This is a genomic window from Serratia sp. 2C06, assembly GCF_050037615.1.
Taxonomy (GTDB): Bacteria; Pseudomonadota; Gammaproteobacteria; order Enterobacterales; family Enterobacteriaceae; genus Serratia; species Serratia ureilytica.
Genome location: NZ_CP188299.1, coordinates 1,833,490 through 1,847,076, shown reverse-complemented (window position 1 = coordinate 1,847,076; position 13,587 = coordinate 1,833,490). Strand labels below are relative to the sequence as shown.

Sequence of the window (13,587 nt, the reverse complement as noted above, 5' to 3'; positions counted from 1 at the left end):
CATGGCCAAGACCTTATACCAGAAATTGTATGATGCCCACGTGGTGCACGAAGCGCCGAACGAGACGCCGCTGCTGTATATCGACCGTCACCTGGTGCACGAAGTCACGTCGCCGCAGGCGTTCGACGGCCTGCGCGCCATGGGCCGGAAGGTGCGCCAGCCCGGCAAAACCTTCGCCACCATGGATCACAACGTGTCGACCCAGACCAAAGACATCAACGCCAGCGGTGAGATGGCGCGCATCCAGATGCAGGAGCTGATCAAGAACTGCGCGGAATTCGGCGTTTCGCTGTATGACCTGAACCACCCGTTCCAGGGCATCGTGCACGTGATCGGGCCGGAGCAAGGCATGACGCTGCCGGGCATGACCATCGTCTGCGGCGATTCACACACCGCGACCCACGGCGCCTTCGGCTCGCTGGCGTTCGGCATCGGCACCTCCGAAGTGGAGCACGTGCTGGCGACCCAGACCCTGAAGCAGGGCCGGGCCAAAACCATGAAGATTGAGGTCACCGGCGATGCCGCCGAGGGCATTACCGCCAAAGACATCGTGCTGGCGGTAATCGGCAAAACCGGCAGCGCCGGTGGCACCGGCCACGTGGTGGAGTTCTGCGGCAAGGCGATCGAGGCATTGAGCATGGAAGGCCGCATGACCCTGTGCAACATGGCGATCGAAATGGGCGCCAAAGCCGGGTTGGTCGCGCCGGACGACACCACCTTCGCCTACCTGAAGGGGCGTCAGTTCGCGCCGACCGGTGAAAACTGGGAGCAGGCGGTCGCTTACTGGCGCACGCTGAAGTCCGACGCCGACGCCCAGTTCGATACCGTGGTGACGCTGCGCGCCGAAGAGATCGCGCCGCAAGTCACCTGGGGCACCAACCCTGGCCAGGTGATCGCCGTCAATCAGGCGATCCCGGCGCCGGAATCGTTTAACGATCCGGTTGAGCGCGCCTCCGCCGAGAAAGCGCTGGCCTACATGGATTTGAAGCCGGGCATCAAATTGACCGAAGTGCCGATCGACAAAGTGTTCATCGGTTCCTGCACCAACTCGCGCATCGAAGATCTGCGCGCGGCGGCGGCGATCGCCAAGGGGCGCAAGGTCGCCAACGGCGTGCAGGCCATCGTGGTGCCGGGCTCCGGCCCGGTGAAGGCCCAGGCGGAAGCCGAAGGGTTGGACAAAATCTTTATTGAAGCCGGTTTCGAATGGCGCTTGCCGGGTTGCTCGATGTGCCTGGCGATGAACAACGACCGTCTGAATCCGGGCGAGCGCTGCGCGTCCACCAGCAACCGCAACTTCGAAGGGCGCCAGGGCCGCGGTGGGCGCACCCACCTGGTCAGCCCGGCAATGGCCGCCGCGGCCGCCGTCGCCGGTCACTTCGCTGACATCCGTGATATTCACTAAGGGGCTAACGTGGCTAAATTTACTCAACATACCGGCTTAGTGGTGCCTTTGGATGCGGCCAACGTCGACACCGACGCCATTATTCCCAAGCAGTTTTTACAGAAGGTGACCCGTACCGGTTTCGGCCAGCACCTGTTCAACGACTGGCGCTTCCTCGACGATGCCGGCCAGCAACCCAACCCGGAGTTCGTGCTGAACAAACCGCGCTATAAAGGCGCCAGCATCCTGTTGGCGCGGGAGAACTTCGGCTGCGGCTCCTCGCGCGAACACGCCCCTTGGGCGCTGACCGACTACGGTTTCAAAGTGGTGATCGCGCCGAGCTTCGCCGATATCTTCTACGGCAACTCGTTTAACAACCAGCTGTTGCCGGTCACGCTGAGCGAGCAGCAGGTGGATGAGCTGTTCAAACTGGTGGACGCCAATGAAGGTACGGAGTTCGTGGTGGATCTGGAGAACCAGACGGTCAACGCCGGTGGCAAAAGCTATCCGTTCGAAATAGACAGCTTCCGCCGCCACTGCATGATCAACGGGCTGGACAGCATCGGCCTGACGCTGCAGCATGAAGCGGACATCTCCCGCTACGAAGCGCAGCAACCGGCGTTTCTGAATTAATCCCCTTCACCCGCCGCCCGGCGGGTGAATTTTTTCCTCACCAGTAGCCCAGCAGCTTCCACCATGCGCCGCCGATCACTATCCAGATCAGTAGGTTAACCACGCTCATCACCCATCCCGCTTTCCACCACTCCCCCAACGTCACATAGCCGGAGCCAAAGATGATCGGCGCGGTGCCGGTCCCGTAATGCGTCAGCGACATCATCAGCGAAGAAGAGAACGCCAAGATCAGGCCCAGCAGCGCCGGCGGCGCGCCGAGCGCGATGCCGGCAGCGAAGAAGGCGGCGAACATCGCCGTTACGTGCGCAGTGGTGCTGGCGAAGAAATAGTGAGAATACAGATAAATGATGGTCAGCAAGATCGTGCCGCCCACCCAACTCATGCCCATATGGTCGATGCCGTTGCCGACGGTCTGCGACAGCCAGCCGATCAACCCCAGCTTGCCGAGGAAACTGGCCATCATCACCAGCGCCGAGAACCACACGACGGTATCCCAGGCCCCTTTATGCTTCAGCACATCCTCCCAGCTCAGCACCCCGGTAGCCAGCAGCACCGCCAGGCCGATCAGCGCCGCGGTGGTAGGATTGACCGCCAGCGCCGGGCCGAAAATCATCGCCGGAATGCCGGCCCACAGTACCAACAGCAGCGCGAACACCGCGAGAGTAATTTTCTCCGGCAGCGTCACCGGCCCCAGCGCCTGCAGCTTTTCGCAGGCAAAACGCGGCGCGTCCGGGGTGCTTTTCACCTCCGGCGGGTACAGCAGATAAATGACCAGCGGCATCACGATCAGCGAACACAGCCCCGGCACCAGGGCGGCAATCGCCCACATCGACCAGGACAGTTCGAAGCTGCCGTGGGTGCCTTTGGCGATCAGGCTGACAATCAGCGGGTTAGGCGCCGTGGCGGTGATAAACATCGCCGAGGTGACCGGGTTAATGTTGTAGTTCACCAGCGACAGATAGCGGCCGATCTTGCCGGAGGTATTGAGCTCGGGTTTGGAACCAAAGCTGTCGGCGATCGATTTCATGATCGGGTGAATGATGCCGCCGCCGCGCGCGGTGTTGCTCGGCGTCACCGGCGCCAGGGTGGTTTCCGCCAACGTCAATGCATAGGCGATGCCGAGCGTTTTTTTACCGAACAGCGAGATAAAGTAGTAGCCGATGCGCGCGCCCAGCCCGGTTTTGTTCAGGCTGAGGGAGATCATGATAGAAAAGCCGATCAGCCAGATCAGCTGGTTGGAAAAACCGCTGAGCGCGTCGTCCAGCGCGGCGCCCGGCTTGCCGGGGTTGGTGACGCCGGTCACCGCCACCAGGGCGATGGCGATCACCGAGACCGCGCCGATCGGCATCGCCTTGCCGATGATGGCGATGATGGTGCCGATAAACAGCGCCAGCAGCTGCCAGGCGTTGGGCGCAACGCCCTCCGGCACGGGAATGAGGAACCAGATGATCAGCGTGGCGGCAAGGGCGCACAGGGAAGGAAGCGGTTTGAGCGGTGTGAGTTTATCCATAACGTTCCCACTGTTCTAAACAACAAGGCGGCATCTCAATAGCGAGACGGGCGTGGACGCAACGATCGCGCTCCATATGCCTTCAGCTTGGGCGTCCGCTTCAGCCTTCTCAATGACTTGCATCAAGAATGCCGTCGTTTGACCTCACACTTCACGCACTTTGGCGCTCATCCAGAGCGCCGCCAGCGCCAGCAGCGCCGCCATCCAATACACCGAGCCATGACCGAGGTTCTCCACCAGCGCGCCCTGCAGCACCCCGGCCAGGATCACCCCGGTCGAGATGCTGTTGGTGAACAGCGTGGTGGCGGCGCCCGGTCGGCCCGGCATCAAATCTTGAAAATAGAGCATGCCGATACCGGCGACGATGCCGATAAACACCGCGTTGAGCAGCTGCAATGCGATCAGGGTCGGCTTGGTCGCCAGCACCGTCAGCCCGAGGTAAAACAGCACGCCCGCCGCCACCGCCAGCAGCATCATGTTGCGCTTGCCGAAACGTTTGACGTAGTAACCGGCCAGCAGCATCGCCGGGATCTCCAGCCCGGCAGCGGTGCCCATCAGCACCCCGGCCAACCCCTCAGGCAGGCCGAGATCGGCGGTAATATACAGCGGCATGTCGATGATATACATGGTGTTGCAGGTCCACATCAGCATCGAGGCGATAAACAGCAGACGCACGTCGCGATTGCGCCAGGCGCTGGCGGGCGCAATCGGCGCGGAAGCACCGTCCCGCAGCCCGTCGCCGTCCGCCGCGCGCGGCACCGAAGGCAGCATGAACCCGACCAGCAGCACGCAGATGGCGAAGGTGGCGGCGGCGATCAGGAACATCACGGTAAAGCCGTAATTCAGCGCCAGCGCAAACGACAGCGGCGGGCCGATAACCCACGCCAGCGAAAGCTGGGCGCGCATCACCGAACTGAACATCACCACTTCACGCGCCTCGCTGTCGGCGTATTCCCGCGCCAGCGCGAAGATCTGCGGCATGGCGGTGTTGGCAACGGCGGACATCAACACCCCGGCGGTGATCAGCGTCAGGTAGTCGCGGTTGAAAGCGAACAGCAGGCAGTTGCCGACCGCCATCAGGCAGCACAGCAGGATCAGCCTGCGCCGATCGCCGCGGGTGTCGGAACGTTTAGCCAGCAGGAAGCTGACGACGATGCCGGCCACCGCGTTGGCGGTGTAAAACAACCCGACCCACAGCGGCCGCACCTTAACTTCGGTGGTCAGAAACAGGCTGAGCGTCGGCGTCAGCAACGCGCCGGCGATGCCGGAGAGAAAAGCGATCAGCAGGAAGGCGGCAAAGATGGGGTTGATGCGCAGTGATAACCGTCTCAGGCGTTCCATATCCTCTTCCCTGATCCCAAAGCAGAAGCAAAAACCTTAGGCCACGGCGAGGAAAATGCAAGTCCATCGCCCTAACCGCAAATAAAAAAACCAGTGGGGCGACCCACTGGCTGGTGAAACAGCACCATTACTCAGAAACTTTTATGCCGCAGCGCCTTACAGGTGCTCGCGATACTGCTTGTCGCTCATCTCTTTGATATCCCATTGCGTCAGGTGCGCCAATATTGCCAGCCGCGCCTGCTCGGGCACCACGCTCAGCCAGTCGGCGTGCTGCCGACGCACCGCGCTGAAATAGCGCTGATAGAACGATTTGGATAAGAAAGCTTTCATGATTACGCCCTCCCCTTTCATTGATGAAAATTATCGGCGTAATATAGGGAAAGAAAAATTGACGAGTTGAGACAGGAGTGTTCCTCTTTTATGTCCACGTCCAGATTGCAGCAGCAGTTCATCCGTCTGTGGCAGCGCTGCCACGGTGAAACCACCGACACCACGCTGCAGGCGCTGGCGGAGGCGCTGAGCTGCTCGCGGCGCCACGTACGCTCCCTGTTGATCGCTATGCAGCGGGAGGGCTGGCTCACCTGGCAGGCGGAGTCGGGACGCGGCAAGCGTTCGCGGCTAACCTTTCATTACACCGGCCTGGCGCTGCAGCAACAGCGGGCCGAGGAGCTGCTGGAGCAGGATCGCATCGATCAGTTGGTGCAGCTGGTGGGCGACAAAAACGTGGTGCGCCAAATGCTGTTGTCGCAGCTGGGGCGCAGCTTCCGTCAGGGGAAACATATCCTGCGGGTGCTCTACTATCGGCAGTTGTACAACCTGCTGCCCGGCTCGGCTCTGCGGCGTTCCGAGACCCATTTGGCGCGTCAGATCTTCAACGGCCTGACGCGCATAAATGAGGAAAACGGGGAACTCGAATCCGATCTGTCCCACCATTGGCAGGCGCTGACGCCGCTGCACTGGCGGTTTTACCTGCGCCCGGCGATCCATTTTCATCATGGCCGCGAGCTGGAGATGGCGGACGTCATCAGCTCGCTTTCGCGTCTGACCTCGCAACCGCTGTTCTCGCATATCGAAAGCGTCACCTCGCCGACGCCGTTCGTTGTCGACGTGCATCTGCACAGCCCCGACCACTGGCTGCCCTGGCTGCTGGGCAGCGTGCACGCCATGATCCTGCCGCGCGAATGGCGCGATCTGCCGGACTTCACCCGCCATCCGATCGGCACCGGCCCCTACCGCGTGGTGCGCAACCTTCCCAGCCAGATGAAGATCCACGCCTTCGACGACTATTTCGGCTACCGGGCGCTGATCGATGAGGTCAACATCTGGGTGCTGCCGGAGTTCTCCGAAGAACTGGTGCACTCCGGCGTACAGCTGCAGGGCGATGAAACCGGCAACAGCGAGCTGGAAAGCCGGCTGGAAGAAGGCTGCTACTTCCTGCTGTTCGATCAGCGCTCTCCCTTGGCGGCCGATCCCGCCATGCGCAGCTGGCTGTGCGAATTGATCAACCCCATTTCGCTGCTGAGCCACGCCGGGCCGCTCTACCAGCGCTATTGGTCGCCGGCGTACGGCCTGCTGCCGCGCTGGCACCACAACCGCGCGCTGGCGCAGCAGCCCAAACCGGCGGGGCTGACCGAACTGACGCTGACTCACTTCAATGAGCATTCGGAGTTCCATGCCATCCGCCAGGCGATCGAGCCGCTGCTGGCGCAGCACGGCATCCACCTGATCGTGCAAAGCGTGGATTACGCGACCTGGCACCAGGGCGACGCGCGCAGCGATCTGTGGCTCGGCAGCGCCAACTTCTATCTGCCGCTGGAGTTTTCGCTGTTCGCCACGCTGTACGAGCTGCCGCTGATGCAGCATTGCATGAGCGAGGACCTGGCGCAGGATGCGGCGCTATGGCGCGCCAACCGTCTGCCGCTGGCGGAGTTCTGCCAGCGCCTGGTCAGCAATCACCAACTGCATCCGCTGTTCCACCACTGGCTGCAGTTGCACGGCCAGCGCAGCATGCGCGGCGTGCGAATGAACACCCTCGGCTGGTTCGACTTCAAGTCAGCCTGGTTTGCCCCGCCGGAGGCATAAGCGCCTTTCGCCCGGGTCGGTTAATCTTTACAATAGCGCCGTCTCAACGGGGTGCGGAGAGTCGGGCCGCGTGATAAGCCCGATTTTCCGCTGAGAGCACACCCGTCGAACCTGATCCGGTCAATACCGGCGGAGGGATTTGAGCCCAGCGAACCGGCGACGCCGCCTCGCCCCCTCAGATGCCCTTGCCCCCTTATTTTTCAGGAGTGCAACGTGGTCAAAAAATATCTGCCCTGCTTATTGCTGCTGTGCGCCGCGCCGGTGTTCGCCAAGCCGACGCTGACGGTTTACACCTACGATTCCTTCGCCGCCGACTGGGGCCCAGGCCCGGCGGTGAAAAAAGCCTTCGAAGCCGAGTGCGACTGTGAGCTGAAGTTCGTGGCGCTGGAAGACGGCGTCTCACTGCTGAACCGCCTGCGCATGGAAGGCAAGAACAGCGCCGCCGACGTGGTGCTGGGGCTGGACAACAACCTGCTGCAGGCGGCGCAGCAAACCGGCCTGTTCGCGCCGAGCGGCGTGGACACCGCCAAACTGACGGTGCCGGGCGGCTGGCAGGACGCGACCTTCGTGCCTTACGACTACGGGTATTTCGCCTTCGTCTACGACAAGGAAAAACTGAAGAACCCGCCGAAAAGCCTGCAGGAGCTGGTCAGCAGCGATCGTGACTGGAAGGTGATCTACGAAGATCCGCGCACCAGCACGCCGGGCCTCGGCCTGCTGCTGTGGATGCAAAAAGTGTATGGCGACAAGGCGCCGGCCGCCTGGCAGCAGCTGGCGAAAAAGACCGTGACCGTCACCAAAGGCTGGAGCGAAGCCTACGGCCTGTTCCTGAAAGGCGAAGGCGATCTGGTGCTCAGCTACACCACCTCCCCCGCCTATCATCTGATCGCCGAGAAAAAAGACCGCTACGCCGCCGCCACGTTCAGCGAAGGCCACTACCTGCAGGTGGAAGTGGCCGGCAAACTGAAGGCCGCCAAACAGCCTGAGCTGGCGGAGCGTTTCATGCAGTTCATGGTGACGCCGGCATTCCAGAACACCATCCCGACCGGCAACTGGATGTACCCGGTGATCAACACCCCGCTGCCCGTCGGCTTTGAACAGATGAACGTGCCGCATACCGCGCTGCAATACAGCGCCGAAGAGGTGGCCACACAACGCGGCGGCTGGATCCGGGCATGGCAAACCGCCGTCAGCCGCTGATCCCCCGCTGGCTCTGGCCGGGGCTGCTGGCCGCCGGCATGATCCTGCTGGTCGCCGCGCTGGCGATGGGCTCGCTGTGGCGTCACTCGCCGGACAGCGGCTGGCGCGGCCTGTGGCAGGACAGCTACCTGTGGCACGTGGTGCGCTTCACTTTCCTGCAGGCGCTGCTGTCGGCGCTGATTTCGGTGCTGCCCGCCATTCTGCTGGCGCGCGCGCTCTATCGCCGCCGTTTCCCCGGCCGGCAGTTGCTGCTGCGACTGTGCGCCATGACGCTGGTGCTGCCGGTGCTGGTGGCGGTGTTCGGCCTGCTCAGCGTCTATGGGCGCCAGGGCTGGCTGGCGACGCTGTGCGGCTGGCTGGGCGTCGAGTATGATTTCTCGCCCTACGGGCTGCAGGGCATTCTGCTGGCGCACCTGTTCTTTAACCTGCCGCTGGCTACCCGCCTGTTGCTGCAGGCGCTGGAGAATATTCCGGTGGAACAGCGCCAGCTGGCCGCCCAGCTGGGCATGAACGGCTGGCAGCAGTTCCGCTTCGTCGAATGGCCGGCGCTGCGCCGCCAAATCCTGCCGAGCGGCGCGCTGATCTTCATGCTGTGCTTCGCCAGCTTCGCCACCGTGCTGTCACTGGGCGGCGGGCCGCAGGCCACCACCATCGAGCTGGCGATCTACCAGGCGTTGAGTTACGACTACGATCTGGGCCGCGCCGCCCTGCTGGCGCTGATCCAACTGGGCTGTTGTCTGGGGCTGGTGCTGATCAGCCAACGCCTGAGCCAGGCATTGCCGGTAGGGCATACCCACGCCCAGCGCTGGCGCAACCCGGAAGACAGCCTGTGGCGGCGCATCAGCGATTTTCTGCTGATCGCCGCCGCGCTGTTGCTGCTGCTGCCGCCTCTGCTGGCGGTGATCGCCGACGGCGCCAATCAGGCTATCATCAGCGTGCTGCGCCAGCCGGTGCTGTGGCAGGCGCTGTTCACGTCGCTGCGCATCGCCCTTGGCGCCGGAGCGCTGTGCGTGGCGCTCACGATGATGCTGCTGTGGAGCAGCCGCGAGCTGAAACTGCGGCAGCAGCTGCGCGGCGGCCAGGCGCTGGAGCTGAGCGGCATGGTGATCCTGGCGATGCCGGGCATCGTGCTGGCCACCGGGTTCTTCCTGCTGCTGAACGATACGATCGGGTTGCCGCAGTCGCCCTATGCGCTGGTGATCCTCACCAATGCGCTGATGGCGGTGCCCTATGCGCTGAAGGTGTTGGAGAACCCGATGCGCGACCTCGCCGAACGTTACAACCCGCTGTGCCTGTCGCTGGATATCCGCGGCTGGCGACGGCTGCGGCTGATTGAACTGCGCGCCCTGCGCCGCCCGCTGGCGCAGGCGCTGGCCTTCGCCTGCGTGCTGTCGATCGGCGATTTCGGCGTGGTCGCCTTGTTTGGCAACGAGCATTTCCGTACCCTGCCTTTTTACCTGTATCAGCAGATTGGCGCCTACCGCAGCCAGGACGGAGCGGTGACCGCGCTGCTGTTGCTGCTGCTGTGCTTCCTGCTGTTTACCCTGATTGAACGCTTACCGGGCCGCCATGCTGACGCTTGAAAAACTGACCTATCTGTATGAACACCTGCCGATGCGCTTTGATCTGCGCATCCAGCCGGGCGAGCGCGTCGCGGTGCTCGGCCCCAGCGGCGCCGGTAAAAGCACCCTGCTGAGCCTGATCGCCGGTTTTCTGCCGGCGGCCAGCGGCCGGCTGCTGCTGAACGGCGAAGACCACACCGCCACGCCGCCGGCCAAACGGCCGGTGTCGATGCTGTTTCAGGAAAACAACCTGTTCGCGCACCTGACGGTGGCGCAGAACATCGGGTTGGGGTTGGATCCCGGTCTGCGCTTGACTGCGCAGCAACGTCAACAGCGAGAACACATCGCCCGTCAGGTCGGCCTGGAAGAACACCTGGATCGCCTGCCGGCGCAGCTTTCCGGCGGTCAGCGTCAGCGCGCCGCGCTGGCGCGCTGTTTGATTCGCCGGCGGCCGATCCTGCTGCTCGACGAACCCTTCTCGGCGCTCGATCCGGCGCTGCGCAACGAGATGCTGCAGCTGCTGCAGACGGTGTGCGAACAGCGCGACCTGACGCTGCTGATGGTGTCGCACAACCTCGACGACGCCGCGCGCATCGCGCCGCGCACGCTGCTGGTGGTCGACGGCCGCATCTACTACGACGGCCCGACGCAGGCCCTGCTGGACGGCAGCGCACCGGAAGCGCGCGTGCTGGGCATTTCGGGTAAAGCGTGATCTGACGCGCGTTTTTTATGCTGCGCCAATAAACCTGTTGTGCGAATTTTGCGCCTGTGTTTTTATAAAAACCTGACTTTTTTTACTGATGATAAGGTTCCCTGTGATCGCATCCTCGCTGACTTCGACCCTACTAGTTACCGCGCTACCAGCCGCGGTGGTCGTCGTGCGTGTGGTGGTGGTCGTCGGCAATGCGCCGTAGGGTCCGAATCAACGCATCGATTCCCAAACCCCGCCGGCGCAAACCGGGCGGGGTTTCTTGTTTTAGCACCCTGCCCAGAAAAGCTCACCGGCCTTGAGAAAGGACAGGAACATGGCAACTTCGGGCACGCCTCAACCGAGTACCCGCTTCACCGGCGCACAATTGATCGTTCATCTGCTGGAGCGTCAGGGCATCACCACCGTCGCCGGCATCCCTGGCGGCGCCGCGCTGCCGCTGTATGACGCGCTGAGCCAAAGCACCCGCATTCACCACGTGCTGGCGCGCCACGAACAGGGCGCGGGCTTTATGGCGCAAGGCATGGCGCGCGCCAACGGCAAAGCGGCGGTGTGCATCGCCTCCAGCGGGCCGGGCGCCACCAACCTGGTCACCGCCATCGCCGACGCCAAGCTCGACTCCATTCCGCTGGTGTGCATCACCGGGCAGGTGCCTTCCTCGATGATCGGCACCGACGCCTTCCAGGAAGTGGACACCTACGGCATTTCCATCCCGATCACCAAGCACAACCATCTGGTGCGCGATATCCGCGAGCTGCCGCAGGTGATTGGCGACGCGTTCCGCATCGCCGAGTCCGGCCGCCCCGGCCCGGTCTGGATCGATGTGCCGAAAGACGTGCAGACCGCCACCATCACCCTGGAAGAGTTGCCGCCAATCGCCGTGCCGGACGCCGCCCCGAGCTTCGATCCGGCGCTGGTTTCGCAGGCCGCCGCGATGATCAATCAGGCGAAACGCCCCATCCTCTACCTGGGCGGCGGCATCATCTGCGCCGACGCTCACCGGCAGGCGCTGGAACTGGCCGAGCGCGCCGGTCTGCCCACCACCATGACGCTGATGGCGCTGGGCGCGATGCCGGTGGAACACCCGCTGTCGCTGGGCATGCTGGGCATGCACGCCGCGCGCAGCACCAACTTCATTCTGCAGGAGGCCGATCTGCTGATCGTGCTGGGCGCGCGCTTCGACGATCGGGCGATCGGCAAAACCGAGCAGTTCTGCCCTAACGCCGCCATCATTCATGTGGATATCGACCGCGCCGAGCTGGGCAAGGTCAAACAGGCCAACGTGGCGATCCATGCCGACGTCGGCCAGGTGCTGCAACAGCTGCTGCCGCAGATCGACACGCAGCCGCGCAGCGCGTGGCTGAACACCGTCAACGATCTGAAGCGCGAATTCCCGTTCAACATGCCGAACGCCGACGATCCGCTGAGCCATTACGGCCTGGTGCTGGCCGCCGCGCGCTGCGTGGACGACAGCGCCATCATCACCACCGACGTGGGTCAGCATCAGATGTGGGTAGCGCAGGCCTATCCGCTGAGCCGGCCGCGCCAGTGGCTGACGTCGGGCGGCCTGGGCACCATGGGCTTCGGTCTGCCGGCGGCGATCGGCGCGGCGTTGGCGGAGCCCGAACGTAAAGTGCTGTGCTTCTCCGGCGACGGCAGCCTGATGATGAACATTCAGGAAATGGCCACCGCGGTCGAGCACGATCTGGACGTGAAAATCATTTTGATGAACAACCAGGCGCTGGGGCTGGTGCACCAACAGCAAACCCTGTTCTACCAACAGCGCATCTTCGCCGCCGCCTATCCGAAGCGTACCGACTTCCTGAAAATCGCCGCCGGATTCGGGCTGGATACCTGCGATCTGAACGCCGCGGAAGATCCTCAGGCGGCACTGGCTGAGGCGATCCAGCGCCCGGGTCCCTGCCTGATCCACGCGCTGATCGATATCAACGAAAAAGTGTTCCCGATGGTGCCGCCGGGCGCCGCCAACATCGACATGATTGGAGAATAAGCCATGCTGCAACCACAAGATAAACCACAGGTGATCCTGGAGCTGGCGGTGCGCAACCATCCCGGCGTGATGTCGCACGTTTGCGGGCTGTTCGCCCGCCGCGCGTTCAACGTCGAAGGCATTCTGTGTCTGCCGTTGAAAGACGGCCAACAGAGCCGCATTTGGCTATTGGTCGCCGACGATCAGCGGCTGGAACAAATGATAAGCCAGGTGGAAAAACTGGAAGACGTGCTGCGGGTGAAGCGCCACAGCGAAGACGTGCGGGTATTTGAACAGCTGGAAGCGTTCTTCCAGTAAGGCGAACGGGGGCTAATGCCCCCGCAATCATTGCCCGGACAGCACCTGCCACAACAGATGCCGGTACACCGGCATCAGCGGCTGTTGGCTCAGCAAATAGCCGACCGCCAACGCCGCCAGCCAACTCAATCCGCACACCACGCGCAGCCGCAGCGGCGTCAGCCAACGGCTCAGCCGATCGGCGTTGCGCTTGCCCTCGCGCCACCAACGCCAGCTCAGCCACACCGCCAGCCAGACCAGCAGCGCCGCCGCGAGCAACAGCCACTTGAACGTCGCGCTGTTGGCGTCGGCGGGGATATCGATCGCCACCCCCGCCAGAATGCCGGGGAAGAAATAGACCGGCGGCCAGGTCAGGCAACCGATGATGTTCGGCAACGCAAACTTGTACGGCGGCAAATCGAGCATGCCGGCCACCATCGGCACCAGCGGGCGCGTCGGGCCAACGAAGCGGCCGATCAAAATGGTCGCCATGCTGTGCTGGTGCAAGGCATGTTCGGTTTTGTCGAGCAGCGCTTTGTTCTTCTTCAGGAACGACCAGCGGTGCAAAGGCCCCTTAAAGGCGCGACCGACGAAATAGGAGATCCAATCGCCGAGCAGGCAGCCGACGATCCCCGCCGCCCAGGCGTAGTAAAAATCCACCTTGCCGCTGCCGATCAGCGCGCCGATGCTGGCCATCATCACCGTGCCAGGCAACAGCAGCCCCACCAGCGCCAACGACTCCAGAAAAGCGACCAGCAGAACGACCATCAGAGTGAAAGCCAGTGACTGGGTGATCAAATCTTGTAAATAGGCTTCCATTACACCTCTGTGGATTATTCGGGCCAAACGGGGCCGAGGATTTTCCAGCGCCGCCGCTGGCGA

General features: G+C 63.0%; 13 protein-coding genes and 1 riboswitch. Of the genes, 9 read left to right on the top strand and 4 right to left on the bottom strand.

All coding sequences use genetic code 11. The annotated features are described in order from the left end of the window. Position 1 precedes the first annotated feature (1 nt). Together leuC and leuD are read left to right on the top strand one after the other, a co-directional pair. The gene (leuC, locus tag ACP3TA_RS09105; RefSeq protein ID WP_033651676.1) at positions 2 to 1,402 is read left to right on the top strand and encodes a 3-isopropylmalate dehydratase large subunit; all 1,401 of its coding nucleotides are present in this window, start codon (positions 2 to 4) and stop codon (positions 1,400 to 1,402) included. A 9-nt stretch (positions 1,403 to 1,411) separates the two neighbouring features. Beyond that, the gene (leuD, locus tag ACP3TA_RS09100; protein ID WP_025159634.1) at positions 1,412 to 2,014 is read left to right on the top strand and encodes a 3-isopropylmalate dehydratase small subunit; all 603 of its coding nucleotides are present in this window, start codon (positions 1,412 to 1,414) and stop codon (positions 2,012 to 2,014) included. Positions 2,015 to 2,051: 37 nt separating this feature from the next. Here the strand turns inward: leuD and ACP3TA_RS09095 are convergent, their stop codons facing one another. From ACP3TA_RS09095 to sgrT, 3 genes are all read right to left on the bottom strand, one after another. Beyond that, positions 2,052 to 3,524, bottom strand: coding sequence for a DASS family sodium-coupled anion symporter (locus ACP3TA_RS09095; RefSeq protein ID WP_047572680.1), 1,473 nt, complete (start codon positions 3,522 to 3,524; stop codon positions 2,052 to 2,054). Positions 3,525 to 3,668: 144 nt separating this feature from the next. Continuing rightward, entirely contained in the window at positions 3,669 to 4,865 is a 1,197-nt protein-coding gene (locus tag ACP3TA_RS09090) for a sugar efflux transporter (protein ID WP_033641845.1), read from the bottom strand. 156 nt (positions 4,866 to 5,021) lie between these two features. Then, the gene (sgrT, locus tag ACP3TA_RS09085) at positions 5,022 to 5,195 is read right to left on the bottom strand and encodes a glucose uptake inhibitor SgrT (RefSeq protein WP_071883530.1); all 174 of its coding nucleotides are present in this window, start codon (positions 5,193 to 5,195) and stop codon (positions 5,022 to 5,024) included. 90 nt (positions 5,196 to 5,285) lie between these two features. Here sgrT and sgrR point away from each other — a divergent pair, with 90 nt between their 5' ends. The 7 genes from sgrR to ilvN all read left to right on the top strand — a co-directional run bounded on the left by sgrR (position 5,286) and on the right by ilvN (position 12,726). Continuing rightward, positions 5,286 to 6,947: an HTH-type transcriptional regulator SgrR gene (gene sgrR / locus ACP3TA_RS09080; RefSeq protein WP_426784586.1), complete on the top strand. Its 1,662-nt coding sequence runs from the start codon at positions 5,286 to 5,288 to the stop codon at positions 6,945 to 6,947. Positions 6,948 to 6,984: 37 nt separating this feature from the next. Further along, positions 6,985 to 7,103, top strand: a riboswitch (TPP riboswitch). Positions 7,104 to 7,160: 57 nt separating this feature from the next. Continuing rightward, positions 7,161 to 8,147: a thiamine ABC transporter substrate binding subunit gene (gene thiB, locus ACP3TA_RS09075; protein WP_042783680.1), complete on the top strand. Its 987-nt coding sequence runs from the start codon at positions 7,161 to 7,163 to the stop codon at positions 8,145 to 8,147. Further along, positions 8,123 to 9,730 carry a thiamine/thiamine pyrophosphate ABC transporter permease ThiP gene (thiP, locus tag ACP3TA_RS09070; RefSeq protein WP_089196583.1) on the top strand — a complete coding sequence of 536 codons (1,608 nt, stop codon included), beginning with the start codon at positions 8,123 to 8,125 and terminating at the stop codon, positions 9,728 to 9,730. Before thiB ends, thiP begins: the two co-directional genes overlap by 25 nt. Then, the gene (thiQ, locus tag ACP3TA_RS09065) at positions 9,717 to 10,421 is read left to right on the top strand and encodes a thiamine ABC transporter ATP-binding protein ThiQ (protein ID WP_046688226.1); all 705 of its coding nucleotides are present in this window, start codon (positions 9,717 to 9,719) and stop codon (positions 10,419 to 10,421) included. Before thiP ends, thiQ begins: the two co-directional genes overlap by 14 nt. A gap of 88 nt (positions 10,422 to 10,509) precedes the next feature. Further along, positions 10,510 to 10,623 carry an ilvB operon leader peptide IvbL gene (gene ivbL / locus ACP3TA_RS09060; RefSeq protein WP_154747116.1) on the top strand — a complete coding sequence of 38 codons (114 nt, stop codon included), beginning with the start codon at positions 10,510 to 10,512 and terminating at the stop codon, positions 10,621 to 10,623. 111 nt (positions 10,624 to 10,734) lie between these two features. Beyond that, entirely contained in the window at positions 10,735 to 12,429 is a 1,695-nt protein-coding gene (gene ilvB, locus ACP3TA_RS09055) for an acetolactate synthase large subunit (RefSeq protein WP_042783677.1), read from the top strand. Between the two features lie 3 nt (positions 12,430 to 12,432). Then, complete coding sequence (gene ilvN / locus ACP3TA_RS09050; protein ID WP_033641839.1) at positions 12,433 to 12,726, top strand: acetolactate synthase small subunit; 294 nt, start codon at positions 12,433 to 12,435, stop codon at positions 12,724 to 12,726. Between the two features lie 27 nt (positions 12,727 to 12,753). On the opposite strand, the gene ACP3TA_RS09045 is transcribed toward ilvN, so the two are convergent. Next, the gene (locus ACP3TA_RS09045) at positions 12,754 to 13,524 is read right to left on the bottom strand and encodes a DedA family protein (protein WP_046688224.1); all 771 of its coding nucleotides are present in this window, start codon (positions 13,522 to 13,524) and stop codon (positions 12,754 to 12,756) included. Between the last annotated feature and the right edge of the window lie 63 nt (positions 13,525 to 13,587).

Excerpts from the sequence above, each read along its gene's own strand:
- leuC (WP_033651676.1), top strand. The coding sequence starts at position 2 with ATGGCCAAGACCTTATACCAGAAATTGTATGATGCCCACGTGGTGCAC.
- ACP3TA_RS09095 (WP_047572680.1), bottom strand. The coding sequence starts at position 3,524 with ATGGATAAACTCACACCGCTCAAACCGCTTCCTTCCCTGTGCGCCCTT.
- ACP3TA_RS09090 (WP_033641845.1), bottom strand. The coding sequence starts at position 4,865 with ATGGAACGCCTGAGACGGTTATCACTGCGCATCAACCCCATCTTTGCC.
- sgrT (WP_071883530.1), bottom strand. The coding sequence starts at position 5,195 with ATGAAAGCTTTCTTATCCAAATCGTTCTATCAGCGCTATTTCAGCGCG.
- sgrR (WP_426784586.1), top strand. The coding sequence starts at position 5,286 with ATGTCCACGTCCAGATTGCAGCAGCAGTTCATCCGTCTGTGGCAGCGC.
- thiP (WP_089196583.1), top strand. The coding sequence starts at position 8,123 with ATGGCAAACCGCCGTCAGCCGCTGATCCCCCGCTGGCTCTGGCCGGGG.
- thiQ (WP_046688226.1), top strand. The coding sequence starts at position 9,717 with ATGCTGACGCTTGAAAAACTGACCTATCTGTATGAACACCTGCCGATG.
- ivbL (WP_154747116.1), top strand. The coding sequence starts at position 10,510 with ATGATAAGGTTCCCTGTGATCGCATCCTCGCTGACTTCGACCCTACTA.
- ilvB (WP_042783677.1), top strand. The coding sequence starts at position 10,735 with ATGGCAACTTCGGGCACGCCTCAACCGAGTACCCGCTTCACCGGCGCA.
- ilvN (WP_033641839.1), top strand. The coding sequence starts at position 12,433 with ATGCTGCAACCACAAGATAAACCACAGGTGATCCTGGAGCTGGCGGTG.
- ACP3TA_RS09045 (WP_046688224.1), bottom strand. The coding sequence starts at position 13,524 with ATGGAAGCCTATTTACAAGATTTGATCACCCAGTCACTGGCTTTCACT.